The 17,441-nt window shown below is 42.9% G+C and carries 16 protein-coding genes; 4 read left to right on the top strand and 12 right to left on the bottom strand.

Annotated elements, in window-relative coordinates:
* Positions 1-4: 4 nt before the first annotated feature.
* From VME0621_RS02400 to VME0621_RS02385, 4 genes are all read right to left on the bottom strand, one after another.
* Positions 5-2,608 (bottom strand): glycoside hydrolase family 38 N-terminal domain-containing protein, encoded by a 2,604-nt coding sequence (locus tag VME0621_RS02400; protein WP_062459208.1) that lies wholly within the window; start codon positions 2,606-2,608, stop codon positions 5-7.
* 96 nt (positions 2,609-2,704) lie between these two features.
* Entirely contained in the window at positions 2,705-3,817 is a 1,113-nt protein-coding gene (locus tag VME0621_RS02395; protein WP_031494347.1) for a PTS fructose transporter subunit IIC, read from the bottom strand.
* Positions 3,818-3,819: 2 nt separating this feature from the next.
* On the bottom strand, positions 3,820-4,125 hold the full coding sequence (locus tag VME0621_RS02390; protein WP_031494346.1) for a PTS fructose transporter subunit IIB: 306 nt from the start codon (positions 4,123-4,125) through the stop codon (positions 3,820-3,822).
* Between the two features lie 15 nt (positions 4,126-4,140).
* Positions 4,141-4,590: a hypothetical protein gene (locus VME0621_RS02385; RefSeq protein WP_124941959.1), complete on the bottom strand. Its 450-nt coding sequence runs from the start codon at positions 4,588-4,590 to the stop codon at positions 4,141-4,143.
* 291 nt (positions 4,591-4,881) lie between these two features.
* Between VME0621_RS02385 and VME0621_RS26765 the strand changes: the two genes are divergently transcribed.
* Both VME0621_RS26765 and VME0621_RS02380 read left to right on the top strand, forming a co-directional pair.
* Positions 4,882-5,031 (top strand): hypothetical protein, encoded by a 150-nt coding sequence (locus VME0621_RS26765; RefSeq protein WP_006070452.1) that lies wholly within the window; start codon positions 4,882-4,884, stop codon positions 5,029-5,031.
* On the top strand, positions 5,032-5,529 hold the full coding sequence (locus VME0621_RS02380; RefSeq protein WP_062459202.1) for a hypothetical protein: 498 nt from the start codon (positions 5,032-5,034) through the stop codon (positions 5,527-5,529).
* A 64-nt stretch (positions 5,530-5,593) separates the two neighbouring features.
* Here the strand turns inward: VME0621_RS02380 and VME0621_RS02375 are convergent, their stop codons facing one another.
* Positions 5,594-6,763: an MFS transporter gene (locus VME0621_RS02375; RefSeq protein ID WP_062459199.1), complete on the bottom strand. Its 1,170-nt coding sequence runs from the start codon at positions 6,761-6,763 to the stop codon at positions 5,594-5,596.
* Between the two features lie 424 nt (positions 6,764-7,187).
* Between VME0621_RS02375 and VME0621_RS02370 the strand changes: the two genes are divergently transcribed.
* Positions 7,188-8,687 carry a DUF1800 domain-containing protein gene (locus VME0621_RS02370; RefSeq protein ID WP_062459196.1) on the top strand — a complete coding sequence of 500 codons (1,500 nt, stop codon included), beginning with the start codon at positions 7,188-7,190 and terminating at the stop codon, positions 8,685-8,687.
* A gap of 6 nt (positions 8,688-8,693) precedes the next feature.
* Positions 8,694-10,460: a DUF1501 domain-containing protein gene (locus VME0621_RS02365; protein ID WP_062459194.1), complete on the top strand. Its 1,767-nt coding sequence runs from the start codon at positions 8,694-8,696 to the stop codon at positions 10,458-10,460.
* Positions 10,461-10,523: 63 nt separating this feature from the next.
* Here the strand turns inward: VME0621_RS02365 and VME0621_RS02360 are convergent, their stop codons facing one another.
* From VME0621_RS02360 to nosZ, 7 genes are all read right to left on the bottom strand, one after another.
* A complete protein-coding gene (locus tag VME0621_RS02360; RefSeq protein WP_006070447.1) occupies positions 10,524-10,877 on the bottom strand; it encodes an SMR family transporter in 354 nt (117 codons plus the stop codon).
* A gap of 165 nt (positions 10,878-11,042) precedes the next feature.
* The gene (locus VME0621_RS02355) at positions 11,043-11,549 is read right to left on the bottom strand and encodes a hypothetical protein (RefSeq protein ID WP_062459191.1); all 507 of its coding nucleotides are present in this window, start codon (positions 11,547-11,549) and stop codon (positions 11,043-11,045) included.
* A 303-nt stretch (positions 11,550-11,852) separates the two neighbouring features.
* Entirely contained in the window at positions 11,853-12,338 is a 486-nt protein-coding gene (locus VME0621_RS02350; protein ID WP_062459181.1) for a nitrous oxide reductase accessory protein NosL, read from the bottom strand.
* Between the two features lie 25 nt (positions 12,339-12,363).
* On the bottom strand, positions 12,364-13,182 hold the full coding sequence (locus tag VME0621_RS02345; RefSeq protein ID WP_062459178.1) for an ABC transporter permease: 819 nt from the start codon (positions 13,180-13,182) through the stop codon (positions 12,364-12,366).
* Entirely contained in the window at positions 13,179-14,102 is a 924-nt protein-coding gene (locus tag VME0621_RS02340; protein ID WP_062459176.1) for an ABC transporter ATP-binding protein, read from the bottom strand. The genes VME0621_RS02345 and VME0621_RS02340 overlap by 4 nt, the downstream gene beginning before the upstream one ends.
* The gene (locus tag VME0621_RS02335; protein WP_062459173.1) at positions 14,099-15,433 is read right to left on the bottom strand and encodes a nitrous oxide reductase family maturation protein NosD; all 1,335 of its coding nucleotides are present in this window, start codon (positions 15,431-15,433) and stop codon (positions 14,099-14,101) included. Before VME0621_RS02335 ends, VME0621_RS02340 begins: the two co-directional genes overlap by 4 nt.
* 62 nt (positions 15,434-15,495) lie before the next feature.
* Positions 15,496-17,388, bottom strand: a complete 1,893-nt coding sequence (gene nosZ / locus VME0621_RS02330) for a TAT-dependent nitrous-oxide reductase (protein ID WP_082795517.1) — start codon at positions 17,386-17,388, stop codon at positions 15,496-15,498.
* Positions 17,389-17,441: the final 53 nt, after the last annotated feature.

The raw sequence follows: 17,441 nt of genomic DNA, 5'->3' as shown, positions 1-17,441 counted from the left end.
TTTCTCATAGTGCTTTGGTTGCAAGGCTTATTGTTACTGGTCGGCATGGTGGTATGTCTGCCGTTTGTTCTACTGGGCTACGTTCGTCTAGTTGAACATTTTGGTATGAGTAAAGAGTTTGAATATCGCCAAATTCGCACGAAGATAAAGTAGGGTTGAAAGCCCGTAAAATAATCTGTTCGGAGTGCTCAGATTTCTTTAATGTGCTGAAGTGCAGAGAGTTGTTCCATTCGACTAGGCTTTGTGATTCTGGGACGACAAGCGTTGTAGGGTTGAGTCTGAATCTTGCCCAGTCAGTGCCGACATGGCTGATGACGGGTGTATTGATACACTCAACGGTTTGCCAGTACTCAGTTTCCTTTTCACTACAGAAAGGAACCAGAGAAAGAGAGAACTGATGACGGCCTTGAATTTGAGAGTCAGGAGCAGGAAGGACCATACCAGAGGCACGACCTGGTCGATAAGTGAGATTTGCTTGTCCAAGCCAACCAACGCTACGTAGTAGGGTAATAGCAATAGAGTTAGGTGTGTCTTGATGAAACTCGTACTCGCGTAAGCCTTTCGTGACAACACCTAACCCTCGCGACGCATTACGATGTAGCACCATTGATTGCATCGGATAGTTAGCAACAGGTGCTTCGGTCCACGATTCTTGTTGCCAGATATCAAGCTCACCCGGTACGTTCTCTCGAGTGACCAAGCCAAATGGTTGGTCTGCCACATGTTGTGAGCACTCTATACCAGTAGGGAAGTTGATTTGTAAGCGGTGGTCCAAAACGCAGTTATCTAAATCAACGTCTACATCAATGGCAGGACGGTCATTACGTAGAGTGATTTTGAGAGAAATAGGAAGTCGAGTTGAAGCAACGTGTTGCTTTCTCTCATCAAGGTTTTTAGGAAGCACCATGGAGAAACTTAATGTCATGGTTGACGTTAATACGCCTGTTTCTACAAACACGGTGTGTTCGGCGCTCTTACTGCTAATTATCCAATCATTGAGGAGTGGAGAAAAATTGTAGTTGTCACCTTCGTCAGAACCATCACAGATTTCGAACAGGTTCGAGTATCGAGCGCCATTCCTATGGTCGACAAGATGCAGTGTACCGTTAGTTTGGTATTCAAGCGTGAACCATTGGTTACTGATTACTGATTCTTTGCGGCGGATTGTGTCAGAGTTAGTTGCACTTAGCTTATCTTCTTGAAGGTAAATCGTTGTATAACCACATGCAGGGATATCTTTAACACTCACCATCATGGAGATCTTTCTATACCAAGTTGTTGTTGTGTTATTCGAGAGTTCCTGAATGATCGTCGACATATCTTGTTGTGATTCGTCAATGATTTGATATTGCAGTTCGTTACCTTGCTGATCGACGATGTTAAATTGGTCAGACGGGGTGTAGATGGTAACATCAACTAAACTGTCACGTTTTTTCGGAATACTATTGAAGACTACGATTTTTGTGCCATCGACAGAGGCTTGAATACCTTGCGTTAACTTTCTGAAGTTGAGTTCTAACAATTGCTCAGCGGTTTCGATGCCTGACAAAAGACGATTAAGAACCATTGCATTTACACGGTCTGAGTTGCAACCACCGATACTATCGTGTGCATGACTTTTCATGGCTTCACGCCAGATCTGATTAACGGCATTTTGTGGGTAAGGCAGTCCATTTGTGTAGTTTAATGCCAGCAAAGGCTCCAAATAACGACTGACTAGGGTTTCTAACTTTTCGTTCGCGAGCTTAATATCCATTCGTGTCGAGAAAATGCCACGATGAATTCTCATATACTTAGGATCGAGCATTTCACCTTTGAAGCAATTTAGAGTGGGAGCCGATGTAGCAAGTGCATCGAAATAGTCATCGAAAGAACTGTTCACAAAGTGAAATTCATCTTGAGTTTGGTTGGCATGATCAAGAAGGCTAACTACCTGAAACTCAAAAGGTGATTGGTCATTGCCATTCGGAAGCATGACGTGCTCACTCGCTGCAAACTGGCATTGCTTTCGTGCATTGGAAGTAATAGCTTCGGTAAAACTCATAGGGTCAGTAGGTAACCATTTTGAACACCCATAACCCCATGGAAAGACTGCTGTTGTTATCTTACTCCCGTCTTGGCTCTGCCATTGAAATTCTGTATTGGCGACGAGTCGTTCAGACCAACCACGCCATAAAACTGCTCTATCAATATTGAATTGATTTAACAGCATTGGTAGTTGTTCTGTTTGCCCAAAGGAATCAGGAACATAGCCGATTTTCATCGCTTGACCATATTTCTCACAGTCGCTCATCCCAAGCAGTAGGTTACGAGTAATTGACTCAGCACTGACGGTGAGAAAGTCCGTTTGAGTATACCAGGGGCCAATCAATATTCTCTGGTTTTTGATAAGAATTTCTAATCGTACTTTGTGTTCTGGTGCAACTTGTAAATAGTCGTCTAATACAACAGTTTGAGCATCTAATACAAAAGGTCCTATATTATTATCTCGTTCCAGATTAGACATTAAATCGTCCATAAAATAATAAAGTAGTGCTTTTGAATCGTTCTCAGTAAAATACCATTCGCGATCCCAGTGGGTATGCTGAATTAAATGAATAGTTTTCATAAGGCGTGATTAACCCCAGAGCATGGGCTCTAATAGTTTTATAATGAAGGTATATCTCAGGGCTAGGTGACTAGCCCTGAACTAAGAAGAATTTGCTTAACGGGAAACGGTAAATTTAGGTGCGTTTTCCGTTTTGTCCTGCTTTGTCATTTGTTCTCCGTTGAAAACTAACAGGGAGCCTACGGCAATGATGGCTGAACCCGTTGCAATTGCTAAGACGTAAACAAACCAGCTTTCAACAGCAAGCCAGCCGTAGAATCCTGAGATTGGCGCTTTGTTTACGGCGCCTAAGCCTACAGCCATAGCGGCACCAACGGCAGAGCCCAAAACGTTTACTGCGATGATCTTTGGATTAGCCAGTGCAAAGGGAATAGCGCCCTCTGACACACCGATTAGCCCCATCAGTGTTGAGGCTTTGCCTGCTTCTTGAAGTGATGCGGGAAAGCGAGATTTCCAGATTAACGTCGCAACACCAATGCCAATTGGCGGAATAATAATAGCGACTTGGGCTGCTGTATTTGGATCATAAATGCCAGACGCTAATAGAGCCATAGCAGTAGTTACTGCCGCTTTATTGATCGGACCGCCAAGGTCAAAGCCAACCATGCCACCGACTACCGCCGCAAGAACGATTTTGTTGCCGTCAGACATAGAGAGTAGCCATGTTTCTAGACCTCTATTCAATGCCGCCATTGGGTCGCCGATTACGTAAGACATTAGTGCGCATACGAGCAGAGTACCGCCAACAGGAATAATAAAGATTGGTCCGGCGGAGGCTAGTGACTTTGGTAGCTTAATTTTGGTTGCTAGATACTTGACGATATAACCTGCGAGAAGGCCTGCTGCAAGCGCCCCCAGGAAACCAGTACCAATTTTACCGGCAAGCAAACCACCAATCATGCCTGGGGCTATCGCCGGCTTGTTAGCGATAGCAAACGCGATGTATCCCGCAACAACAGGTAACATTAGCGATAATGCCATACCACCGAAGCCGTCAAAATCGTGGAACAGTCTGACTAGTTGATGTACCGACTCGGCGTGACTGCCATCCCAAATGTTATCGACACCATAAAACGAGGCACCGATACGAGCAATTCCCATCAGTACCGCGCCGGCAATGATGAAAGGGAGCATATATGACACACCGGTCATGATGGCATTCTTAATTTCAGTACCTACTGATTTTTGTCCTGCATTGAACTGGCTCATAATTACACCTCCGCTGTTAGCGCCTCAAACAAAGCAGAGCCGTGCTTAATTGGATCTGCTACTTTGCATTCAATTTTAGGAAGTGAAGCGAAACGCTCAACACCATTTATTGCCACATCAGCTGCGATAATAGCAGCGTCAGCTCGCGCAATATCTTCAGGAGTAATTTCGTTTTCAGCTCCCATACTACCTTGAGTCTCGACTTTTATTTCGAGTCCCAATTCCTTGGCTTTAACTTCAAGCGCTTCAGCGGCCATATAGGTATGAGCTACGCCAGTAGGGCAAGCGGCAACGCACACGATGAACATAATGTAATCCTCTTTTTATTGTAAAAAAAAACACACAACTGCGATAACGCTAGTTGTGTGTTTTTTGATGTTTCTATCAACTAATGTAAGAAAAGCGTAGGCTTTCTCAAGTACAGAGTACTGACATGCTTTTAAAATCTCTGTAAATCCTACAATGGCAATAAAGCTCAATACAAGACGTAGTAAGCGAGCGTGTTGCACCGCGTACTTGTATTCATGGTTGAATCGAGTCGTTGCCATTGGAAGAGAAATCGCTCTAAATGGAGGAATGAGTTCGGCGCTCTTAGTCCATAAGTTAGAGTATTGCTCAGCAAGATTGAGCTCGTCTGTTGCGAGTTCTGATTGAGATGCGTTCGTCAGTTTATCTACGGAATCAATAGATTGTGGTATGAAAAACAAACAAAAAGAACGAAGTGCAAGCAATAACAGCTTGATGCACTCCGTAACTTTTAGTTTAAATTTCATTGTTGGTTTCATTTTATCTATCCAATTCCATATTGATGTTTATATTATATTTGAATTCCAAGTATATCCGTGATTGAGATCTCAAATACAATTTAGCTTTAAATAATTATTCCATTCTCAATTAAAAATAAATTTTCAACGATTTATGGATTAGTTTAAGTAATGAATTTCGTTTGAGAGGATGATAGCGTTGAGCCCATTAGTCGATAAGACTTTAGTCTTGTTTCCTTGAAGAGTTGGGGTATAGCGACTAATTTTGAACATATCTAGATACTGCATAAGGAAATGCATATGGATATTGTCGTGATGCTTACCAGTGGTCAGTTTGGCGTGTTAGAGGACTGCGAAAGCCTTGAGTTAGAAGGTGAGATGGTGGAGTGTTGGGTCGAGGCTGAGGAGAGCTTCGAGTATCGGTCTGGACAAGTAGAAAGAGTACTCTAGATGAAAAAGTGGATACTACCCGTGATTTTGGGGTTGCTGGTGGCTTACGATTGGTCTTTTTCAAGGGATGCGTTGGACAGCGAAGACTTTGTCGCCTCTTTTGATAAGCAATCCCCCGATGAAAATGACGTGAAATATCATTTGGATACTTTAACGGCTAACAAGAGCCAGTTAAATGCGGCATTAACCTACTACTATCTAGCCATTTTAGTTACTGAAAAAGATACTGAAATGAAAAAAGACCGTATTGCGTTAGCTAAACAGCTGGATGAAAAGCGACAGGACGTTATTGATAGTTATCGCTTTTCAGAAAAAAATGTCGCTACGTATGATCAGGTTCTTAAGTACGTTGCCGATAGTATTACTTCCGACGAAAAGCGATATAACCGTTGGTACCAGATTCAATTGGCGGGGCAGGGCGATGTAAATCAACGTCTTGTTAAAGTCAATGACATGCACGCTAGCTACTCTCATTGCCAACTTGGTACCTATTGTTAAGTACGAATAAGGCCGTCATTGACGGCCTTATATGGTTTTGTGTGTCAAAACATGGTTACTTGAGCTATTTCTTAACGACTAAATTGAGGACAAACAACAGCGCGATAGGAAATAGTGAGGCAATCAACATCCACGCCCAGCCTTGAGTATAGAGGACGAATCCCGCTCCTAATGAACCTGCCGCTTGAAATCCAGTGATAGAGAAATCGTTTACGGCTTGCACTTTGAATCGCTCACTTGGCTTGTATGTTTGAGGTAATAATGTTGTTCCTCCGATAAATAAGAAGTTCCAACCCACACCAAGCGCTACTAACGCCCACCAGTAATGGTGTACGGAATGCCCTAGTAGAGCTATGGCAATGCAAGCAAGGAATATAATGCAACCTAAGGATATCAACTTGTAGAGACCGATGCGTTTAATGATCAGCGGAGTGATTAATGACGGTAAGTACATTGCCATTACATGACTCTGAATGACCCATTTAGCGCTTTGGATATCATGTCCATGGCCTGACATTGCAAGCGGTGTTGCGGTCATTAAGAAAGCCATAACCGCATAAGCGGTAAGTCCAGAACCGATAGCGAGCCAAAGTAGAGGCTGTTTAAATAGAAGCGAAAGGGTGCGCGCCTCACCAACATCTTTACTGCTATCGTGAATCTCTAGCGGTTTCATTGCGATAGCCAGAATGAGAGCACCAACGATCTCTAAAGTCCCTAGCGCAGCATATGCCCGAGCGTAATCAGACTCAAACATTGGGATAAACTGGCCCAAATTGAGCAGTTCAGGACCAACCCATGCTGCTGCAATGCCACCGACCAAAACCAAACTGATAACACTGGCGTGCTGGGAAGGGTTTGCACAACTCTCTATTGCTGCGAATCGATATTGACCGACGTAGGCTAATTGAGTTCCAAGAATAAAAGTGCTCAGAGAGAATCCCCAGAAACTGCCATTATCGATGTTCCAAGCTGCAAAGAAGGCTGCGACGCTGCTTACTAGCGCAGCGATGACGAAAGCGTGTTTTCGACCAATTTTTCTCTGGATACGAGCTGCGGGAAAGATATTAAGCGATACACCTAAAATTAAAGCAGTGACCGGAAAAGTAGCGAGGGTCGGGTCACTATGAAGACTGGTACCGACAATGCCTCCCAAAAATACGTTTAAAGCGCCTACAGAGAGGACAAAAGGTTGGACTGTGGCAAGTAACCAAGCATTCCATGGCAGAGATCTCATGACATTTCTTACTAGTAGCACATTAGTTTAGCCTCTATGGTGCAGGAACTAGCTAGAAAAGCAATCTGTAATTTGTTTAAAAATCGGCTATTTGCTCACCTTATAAAATTCTTCGATGAAAATTGGAATATTTAATCTAAATTATCGACGATTGACAATCGCCTAAAAAATACTTTTGTTTTTCATGAGTTATTCTGATCTATTTGTTATTAAAGTAATTGTTCTTATTTTAATGTTCTCTATTATGTTATTTAAAGCCTAATTATTGTGGTTAATATAATCTATCGATAAGTGTTTGTATTGATTTTTATATATGTAATTTTGCTTCAGTGGAATTATTTTAAATCTGTTTTTTGTGTTTGAAATATATTTTGTTGGTACTAGTTTTATAAATGCGGGCTAGGGAATAATATAAGGAATAACTATGGATGGTTTATCGTATAAACAGGCATCTAAATTTCTTGATGCAGCGACAATGGGAATTAAGAAAGGCGATGTTGAAGCGTTATTAGTTAATGATGATAGAAACGGTTGGATCGATCAACAGATTAACCTCAGTTACACAAACCATGTTTCACAAACGTTAGTGCAGCAGCAACAGCGTGGTCAAACAACCCTTACTCAGGAAATGAGAGTCTGTGCTTGGTTTGATCTTGCTTTGCAAGATGACGCTCAGTTACGCCAACGAGTTGCCTTCGCACTAAGTCAAATTCTGGTCGTGGGCGACCGCGATGCGCAGTTGGCACCGTATCCATTAGAGTTAGCCAATTACTATGACATTCTGACAACATACGCTTTCAGCGACTACAAAACGCTGCTTTATCATGTCACACGCTCACCTATCATGGGACATTACTTGACGATGGTGGGTAATCTTCCCAAGTCTCAAACTGGTGTAAATCCAGATCAAAACTATGCACGAGAAATCATGCAGTTGTTTACGATAGGTCTAAATAAACTTAATCCAGACGGAACACTTTACTTAGACCAGGAAGGTAACCCCAAAGCTAATTATGACGATGCCGATGTAGAGGATATGGCAAGAATATTTACTGGTTGGTTTATGTCTAATAGCAGCATGAATGCTCCAATGGAGGCGAACGATGTATACCACGATATGGAATCAAAAGAGGTTTTAGGAGAAAGTTTTCCGGCTGGTGTTGGAGCGGAACAAGAACTCGAGCACGTGTTGGATGTGTTGGTCAAACACCCTAATACCGCCCCGAATATTTCTACCTTGTTGATTAAGCGATTTGTCACCTCTAACCCGACTCCTGCCTATGTGGAGCGAGTCTCATCCGTGTTTAAACAAACGGATGGAGACCTAGCTGCAGTGATTAAAGCAGTGTTACTTGATGACGAAGTAAATGCAGAAGGAAGTCTATTTCGCGCGAAACTTCGTGAGCCCATATTAGCCATGACCTACCTGTATCGTGCTCTGGATAGCAAACCGGGGGCAGGCGCAACTATCACACCAAACGCCATGCTATATCAAGACACTTTTGGTCAATATCCATTGGGTTCACCTTCGGTATTTAATTTCTACGCTCCGGATTACCTACCAATGGGCGGTCTTGGCGAGCAAGGGCTAACTGCTCCTGAGCTTGAGATCATTGATTGGAACCAAACCGTAAAAATGAGCAATATTGCTTGGAAACTGGTTACCGATAATGGTTATAAAACTAGCTCAAATAGTTCTGGAGAACTCTATCCGGATGTGTCGGATTTTGTATCGGCATCTGGAGACTACTCACAGCTTATAAACTTAATTGCAAATCGATTCTTTGGAGGAGAAGTTCCTGTAGATTTAGCGCCTCGATTTGAAGGTTTATGGAATGCGAAAAGCAATAATAATAAACCTTACTCGGTATCAGCCATGCTTTATTTTGCATTTATCTCTCCCAACTTTATGGTTCAGGAGTAAAGTACTATGAAATTAACAAGACGTAATTTTATTAAAAGCACTCTTTATAGTTCTGCAGCAACTTCTATTCCATTGACGTTATCATTGCCGTCGAGCGCTTTAGCAAATGAAGGAGGTGATTATAAAGCCCTAGTTTGTTTATTTCTATATGGTGGCAATGATTCTTTTAATATGCTTGTTCCAAAAGATGGAGCAAATTTAAATAATTATAGAGATTCCCGGCCAGATATTCAGTTATGGGATCATGAGGTGTCGCAAATTGGTCATATTTTGGACGATAATCAGCAATCCTTAGCCCTCAATGCTGCTATGCCCAAAATATCCAGTTTGTTCGAGGCCAAAGTGGCGACAAGTATCGTTAATGTTGGTTCATTAATTGAACCAACAACCAAGGAAAACTATAACAGTGTCAAACGTTCTCCCAATTTGGGGGCGCATAATAAGCAGCAACTGGCATGGCAGCGAAGCTGGGAGACAAGTCAATATCATCCTTACGGTTGGGCTGGCATGATGATGGACCTACTAGCGACAGGGGCTGAATCTATTTCACCTAATCTGTCTTTTAGTGGTAACGAGCTAATGAATGGTTCAGGAGTGCAAGATCTTAGAGTGAGTTCATCGGGAATTCGTGCAATGTCCTCTTTGTCGGTAAACTCAGTAAACAATAACATTACCAAACTACTTGCTGACAACAATGCATCGGAATTTGGTAAAGCATACTTGCAGAGCTTCCAAGACATCTTAGATTTTCAGGATACATTGGGAGATTTGCTCGACCAATACCCAGAAGATCCAAACATTCCTTCCAGCTACCTTGGAACTCAGTTGAAAATGGTTAAAAGACTTATCCAATCGAGTGGCGGCCTTAATCAAGCACGTCAGGTATTTTTTGTTTCGCTGGGTGGGTTCGATAATCACAGCAACCAGCGTAGCAAGCATGATGGTTTGCTGACCACGATTGACGATGCTGTTTCCGCATTTTATGCCTCCCTTGAGGCTGATGGATTGCAAGATAGCGTAGTAACTTTCACTATGTCTGACTTCGGTAGAACTATTCAAAATAACAGCAACCGAGGCACAGATCATGGGTGGGGAAGTAACCAATTGGTCATAGGCGGCAATGTAAAAGGCGGCAAAGCTTATGGTCGCTATCCAGAGTTTGTTAAGGATGGTCCAGACGCAATAGGTAACAAGTTCATACCTACCACAGCGTCGGAACAGTATGCTGCGACATTATGTCGATGGTTTGGCTTATCGGAGTCAGGAGTTGACTATATATTCCCAACTTTGTCGCCAGACAAGGAAAATCACTTTCCAAGTCGTTACTTAGGTTTCTTAGGACAGGATTTAACGGAAAGCGAAAATCTAGCAATCGCCGGTGTCGCAGCCTCTGTGACACGAGTGGATCATACGCCAGAGATGGCTATTGATGGTGACCCTACGACAAAATGGACAGCTAAAGGCGAAGGAATTCATTTTGATATTACGTTGTCAGAGACATCTAGCCTTGATGTGCTACGTTTTTCACAAGCTAAGGGCGATGTAAGGCAGTACTTTATGGATATATCGGTAAGTAGCGATGGAGTGCAGTTCACTAAACTCATGAGTTATCAAACTCCGGGAGATACAACTGGTTATGTGGACGTTGAGCTTGGTGGTCAACAGGCTCGTATCCTAAGAATTACTTGTAGCGGCAATAATGACCCTGTGAATAGCAAGCTACTCAAATGGAACAACTTCCAAGAAATTGAAGTATGGGGTAAGCCTGTTTAGATTATTACAAATAACTGAGGGCCCGAATCAGGGCCCTCAGTGAATTCATTGATGAGGTCGAGATCAGTGACCTACGGTTTTCGAAAGTAAGTTGACGACAAGAACACCAGATAGAATAAGCCCGATTCCGACAATTGCCGCTAGGTCCAATTTTTGTCCGTATGCAAAATATCCTACCGTTGCCACTAGGACGATGCCTGCACCGCTCCAGATCGCATAAACCACACCAACCGGCATACTTTTAACGGTGACAGATAGCAAAAAGAAAGCCACGGCATAGCCGATACCAACTACTAGGCTAGGAGCCAGCTTGGTAAATTGTTCTGTCTTAGGAATAAACGAAGTTGCGATCACTTCAGTCACAATGGCTATTGAAAGTGCAATAGCTGGAGGCAGAGAAACAAGAGTTTGAAACATACTGCATTACCACCAAACAAGTGAATACGAAACCGCTCGTATTCTGATGGGCGAGAGTATAAATAATTTCAAAAACTTTGGTAGTGTTGGTTGGGTAAATGATTATTACACCAAAGAGATAATAGATAAGTGAGCGCGGCCATGACAGACCGCGCCCACGTAGTGTTATGCTTGCTGAGCTACAAGTGCCTTTCTCTCAAGTAATTTAGCAATCGCAGTAACACCAGCAATGTACATAGCGCCACCAAGAAGAGCCACTGCCATCCAAGAGAAGCCATGCTCAACAACATGGTCTTTGTGAAGAATACACATTACAACATAAGCGAACGTAATATAGCTAAATGCAAAGTGAGCAATTGGCCCCATGCCAATAGTAATCAGAACAACACCAGCAACGTAAATGTAAAACGCATTCTCACCTCCAACGATAGGCGCTAGTGCTCCCAAGGTTGCAGGTATAAGCATTCCCATAGCGATACCTACAATACCAGCTGCGAAAATGTTCTTAAGTTTGCTTAGGTCAAATTTTGCTTCAAAGAAAAAGATAAGCGCAAGAAATGCAGGCCACTTATCGTGAATGCCTAACTTCTGAAGAATAACCGTACCGGCTACGATCCAGATTGTTAGCATTAGCGTTTTTGTCATATGTGCTGAATTGAATACTTGATTCATTATTGGATTCTCTAAATAGGGTGTTCTAGGAGGTTGGGCGCGGATTCTATCTAGAGTGAAGGACAGCGTCACTAGGTGGAAAAAAGGTTCTATGCGAACAGGTTAGGAGTGGATGACCAACCTATTAATTGAACACATTGATGTGCAATTATTAGGCAGGGGCTATATTTTGTTCTAATACTGATGTCTTTAATAATAAAATTTGAGAATGGCAATGTGAGTTATGCTGGCGTAGGAAGAAGGAATACCGAACCTAGCGACATGTCACGAAGGCTCGATATTTCCGAGATGAGTCGACTTTAGTTAAAGAATATCTATGGTTATTTCATCAAACTTATAAACCTTGCCACCAAACTGTTCACTAAAGAAATCTGCATCACTCTGCTTGCTAAAGCTAGCAAGTGTTTTACCCATTGCACCCTTTTGGGTCGACCCTATAACGTACCACGCTTGTTTGCCATCGATGAAGTAATCGTCCTCTGGCTTTTGCCATGGTGTTTTACTCATATCGTGCACAAATATCTGCTCAATCTGTCGTTGGTTCTCTGGCTGTAATAAGTAGCTGAACATATCTCGTGTTGAACAGAATCGTACTGTATTTTCTTCACCTTTTTGGTAGGCCTGGCCTTTAGGCCCAGGATAATTCTTAATTACCATTCCACAGACATGACATTCATCAGCGGCTTCGATAGCTTGAGCTTGTTTGACCATCTGTTGTTGCTCTGACTCACCACATCCAAACAGAATCAGTGCCATCAGAGTAACAAACATACATTTTACGACGTTCATAATACGGAATCCTTGTGTAGGGGCTTTATAGGTGTTTTTGTCGGAAGATAAAAAGAGAAATGGTCAATGGAACCGCTATCCAAGCAAACATGACCATCAGCAAATTCAAAGTGGATAAGCTGCTGTTTATGGCGACAGCTAATACGCCATTGATATCGCTATTGTTTAGTGCGGAGAGGTTAATAAGACGGAAAAGATCGGCGGGGTTTAGCAACATAATTTGAACTAATACCTGCTGATCAAGGACTTCATATCCACCTACCAGAATGCCTAGTAATATGAGGTCAAATATCAATACAAAGAATAACCAAACTAACAACGCGGCTCCCGCAGCTTTCGACTTCTCCGATACCAGCAAGCTAATTAAATAAGCCAATGTGATGAAACAAAGACCTAACAGGCTTGATGTGACGATAAACAATGTAAACGCACTGGCGATAGACTGATGCGCTGTCGTGGCGCTAAGCAATACTCCGGCTGATCCGAAACCCAAAATGGTTGATAGCGTGATGATACTCCCTTGACCTATAAACTTACCGAGTAACAATTGAGCATGGCTGATAGGGTAGGTCATAAGAAGTAGCAAGGTTCCTGATTCCTGCTCTCCAACAAAACTGTCATAGCACAATAACAGTGCAATCAGTGGAATGATAAACACAGATAGACTAGATAGGCTTGCAATCGTGGTTGAGAGTGAAGGGGTAGTGAGTTGACCTGACGCTACGCTTCCATAATAGCTTATGCCGATAGACAAGAACGCAAAGATCAATGTAATCGAGATGAACCAGCGGTTTCGTAAGCCATCTTGAAACTCTTTAAGAGCAACAGCAAAAATAGGGTTCATGACTTGTACTCCTTAGGCTGGTTCGCTTCTGAAGGTAAGTGAAGAAAATGCTGGTATATTTGTTCTAGGTTAGCGGGCTCCATTTGAACATCGCTTAGTGACTCATAGGTAAGTAGCTCCCGTAATACCTGAATTTTATCTTTGTTGGGTACTGAAAGCTGATTGTTTGATGTAGCAAAGGACGACAAGAGTTTGTTGGAGTGAATAGCACCGTTTAGACCAGTTGCTCTTATCGTTGTTGGCAACTTCGCTTGTGTTCTTAGCTCATCAAGTGTTCCGATGGTGATAGCTTTGCCTTTAGACAAAATCAAAGCTCGGTCAATGTGTTGTTCTACTCCAGGAAGCACATGAGAGCAGAGAAGGACACTTGCACCACCTTTCTTTAATCTATCTACGCTTTGGTAGAACTCTTGGGTAGCAATAGGATCAAGCCCTACCGTTGGCTCGTCAAGTAATAGCAACTTGGGTTCACCTAAGAACGCCTGAGCTAAGCCTAATCGTTGCCTCATTCCTTTGGAGTAAGTTTTGACTGGTCGCTTCGAGGCGTCAGCTAATCCAACTTGGGTCAGTAATTCCTTTACCTGACCTAGTGGTGCAGATTTCAAACGAGCGAAATAGGTGAGTACTTCCAACCCAGTAAGCTGCTCATAAAAGCTCACATTTTCAGGCAGATAGCCAATCTGTTTTCGGCTCTGCCACGCTTGTTTCGTCGAGGGGTCTGTACCAAATACGTTAACTTCTCCTGCTGATGCCTCAATAACGCCAAGAATGAGTTTCATCGTAGTCGTCTTACCCGCGCCATTGTGACCAAATAGTCCGAGGACTTCGCCCGGTTGAATGGAAAAACTGAGATTATCTACCGCGTGGAGAGACTCATATTGTTTGCTAACGTTATGGAGCTGAACGATGGCTTTACTCATAAATGGCTCTCTTGTGTTGGTAATAAAGCAGGGTAGGAAAGCTGTTCTAGTTCTGTGGAAATATCCAGAGGAGACATTAATGGGAAAGAATCTTTAACACCCGATGGCTTTAGTACAGGAAACTGTTTTTGAATCCAACGGAGCAAAATGATTGCAGGGCTATCAAGAAGAACTTTAGACTCGGGATACTTCCAAACGACCTTATCAATACCGTCATTTGGTTCAAAAGGTGTGTCTCCTCTTGAGTTGTTATCTAAATCCCAACCAAGGTAGTTGCTCCAATAATTTCCTTTTCCTTCAATGCTCCATTCTTGTTCTTGAGTGGATACATATTTCACTTGTACAGGATTGTTGATAAAGCTGTTGCCACTGACCTGGACGTTTTCAGAACCAGCGGTTAGGTGGATACCTATTTCGGTCGTATCAATAGTGTTGTAGCTGATTTCATTGTAACCAGAGTTATAAACAAACAGTCCTTTGCCTTCTCGCCCGATAACCTTGTTTTCAGGCTTGGTCCAAATGTTTTTGATTTGGTTGTAGCTAATGGTGGAATGAGTGATGAAATTCATTAACATGCCATAATCTTCGTTATCACGGCTGGTGTTACCTAAAACAGAAAGCTGTTTAGAACTCATTAAGGCATAACCCGCTCGGGTATTGTAAGCAAGATTACCAATAACCCGATTACTATGAGAATACATGTAATGAATACCGTATCTCAGATCATGCATGGTGTTGTTACGAAGCTCAGAATGTTGGCTCGAAATAACGTAAAGTCCGTCGCGAGTTTGCGAGATGGTGTTGTTGCTGACATAGGCGTGTTTTACAGTAGACAATTGAATGCCGTTACCTCTGTCTGCCGAGCGAAGTGAAGGATTACCGACAACCACATTGTTGCTAACAGTGATGTTTTGAGCTCGTTGAATCCACATCCCAAAGCCATCACCTTTAAGTTTATTATTGACAATAATGAGGTCCTTTACCGTTTTATCTGAATAAATGCCGGCATTTTGGTCTGTAAGATTACGCCCCCAGTTGACGATGTTTAAGTTAGAAATTTCGATGTCTGAGCTTGTGAGTGTTAGAGCGTTGCCTTTTTCACCCGCGTCAATAATTGCACCCTGCTTGCTGGTAAGGGTGAGTGGTTTAGATACGGTAAAGTTTCCTTCATACCGTCCTTTTTTCAAAACAATAGTGTCGCCTTTCTCAGCTCGATTCAGAATTGCCTGTAAATCATCATTTGGATGTACTGCTGTTACGGCGGAGAATGCAAAACCGTGATAGGTGAGCGTAACTATGAGTAACCAAGAAGTATGCTTCAATGAATCCATCCTAACGTTGTGAAAATTCTAGGTAGCTCCCTCTGTTTTGAGGGAGCTTAATGACGTGTCGGTTATGCCTCCACTAACATTCGACCTCGCATTTCCATATGGAGCGCGTGGCAGAACCAGTTGCAGTAGTACCATTGAACTCCAGGTTTATCTGCGACGAAGGTAATAGACGCAGTTTGTTGAGGGCTGATTTCCATTTGAACGCCATGATTTGTCATACAGAATCCATGGGTGACATCTTCGATAGTATCGAGGTTTGTTACTACAACAGTTACCGTATCACCCACCTTGACCTTGAATTCGTTCATACCAAAGGTCGGTGCTACTGATGTCATATAAACGCGAACCTTATTGCCATCTCGAATAACTTTATTATCTGTCATAACGTTGACACCATCTCGTTTGGCCATCTCTACTGTTTCGGCAAAGATAGGGTCGTCACGAGACCACAGTTTGCTTGGTTTGACTTTACTGCGGTGGATAATAGTTCCATCATGAGGTTCTGCGAAAGTTGGTCCATCATGTACCAACTTCATTTCATCACCTGAAATATCGATAAGTTGGTCGTTCTCAGCTCTCAACGGGCCAACAGGCAAGAAACGGTCTTTAGAGAACTTACATAGAGACACAAGCCATTTACCATCCGCATCACGAGTCTCACCACTAGATGTACTGTTGTGTCCTGGCTGATAGTGGACATCGATCTTCTGTTTGATGTAGTTAACTTTTTCACCGTTGTAGGCTTTGATAGCTTCTTCTAAGTTCCATTTTGCAATTTGACTATCTAGGAAAAGGGTGGTGTAGGCAAAACCACGATTATCAAACGCAGTATGCAGTGGACCAAGTCCAAGTTCAGGCTCAGCGACAATGGTATCTCTTGGTTGAATCTTATCGTTAAACAAGTCGTCAAGTTTCGCGGTGGCAATGACAGAAACGGTTGGTGAGAGCTTGCCGTTAGCAATAAAGTACTTACCGTCTGGTGAGGTATTCATACCATGCGGTGATTTAGGAACAGGAATGTAGCGAGTTAGGGCAGAACCTTTGCGTCCATCAAGTACGGGAACATCGTTACCGTTATAGGTTTTGAACTTGCCAGCTTTTAACGCTTCTTCACAACGGGCAAGACTGAAAACTACCACATGATCGCGCTCGGCTGTTATCATTTCGCCTAAGTTCATTCCCATTTCTGAGTTATAACAGGTTGAAGCAAAGTACTTACCGTCATAATCGGCATCCGTGTTATCGAGGTTGCCATCGACCATGACCTGAAATGCCACTTCCATTTTTTCCGCATCAATCACATTGAACAGAGAACGGTAGGTGCTGACATCTTCCAATGTCGCTTTACCGTCGTTATTCATTGGGATCTCAAATTCACTGTTGCAGATAACGTATTTGGTTTCGGGTACTTTCTGTACACGAAGGCCATGAATCGCTTGAACATTAGGAATGGTGATCATTTTGTCGACTTTCATGACGTCGCAGCGAATACGAGCAACACGAGAATTGGCTTTGTCATTAATGAAGACATATTTACCGTTATAACGACCATCGGTCATACTCATGTGAGGGTGATGGGAGTCCCCTGACATGATGTGTGCGCTGTCACCTTTAATTCGTTTACTTTCGTCAGTAAAACCCCAGCCAGTCGCACTATCGGTATTAAAAACGGGGATACGCATAAGCTCGCGCATAGAAGGGATACCGAGAATACGAACCTCACCGGAGTGACCGCCACTCCAAAATCCATAGTATTCGTCCATTTCACCTGGCTCAACATATGGGCTGTTTCCAGCTTCTGCTGCTTGAGCTTTAGCCATAGAAGCAAACATGGCGGCAGACATAGGGGCGGCGGCAACACCTAATCCTATTGCGGCACTGGTTCCAAAGAATTTTCGTCGGTCAACATTCACCGGCAAATTGTCTTTATTGAGGTTTTTGTTGTCATCGCTCATGTGGGTCTCCATTCATTATGTGTAGGGCTGATACATGTAGCTGCTTGCAACGA

It is taken from the genome of Vibrio mediterranei (genome assembly GCF_900088415.1).
Classification (GTDB): Bacteria; Pseudomonadota; Gammaproteobacteria; order Enterobacterales; family Vibrionaceae; genus Vibrio; species Vibrio mediterranei.
The sequence above is the reverse complement of the archived record's forward strand: the minus strand, read 5'-3'. Positions and strand labels throughout refer to the sequence as shown.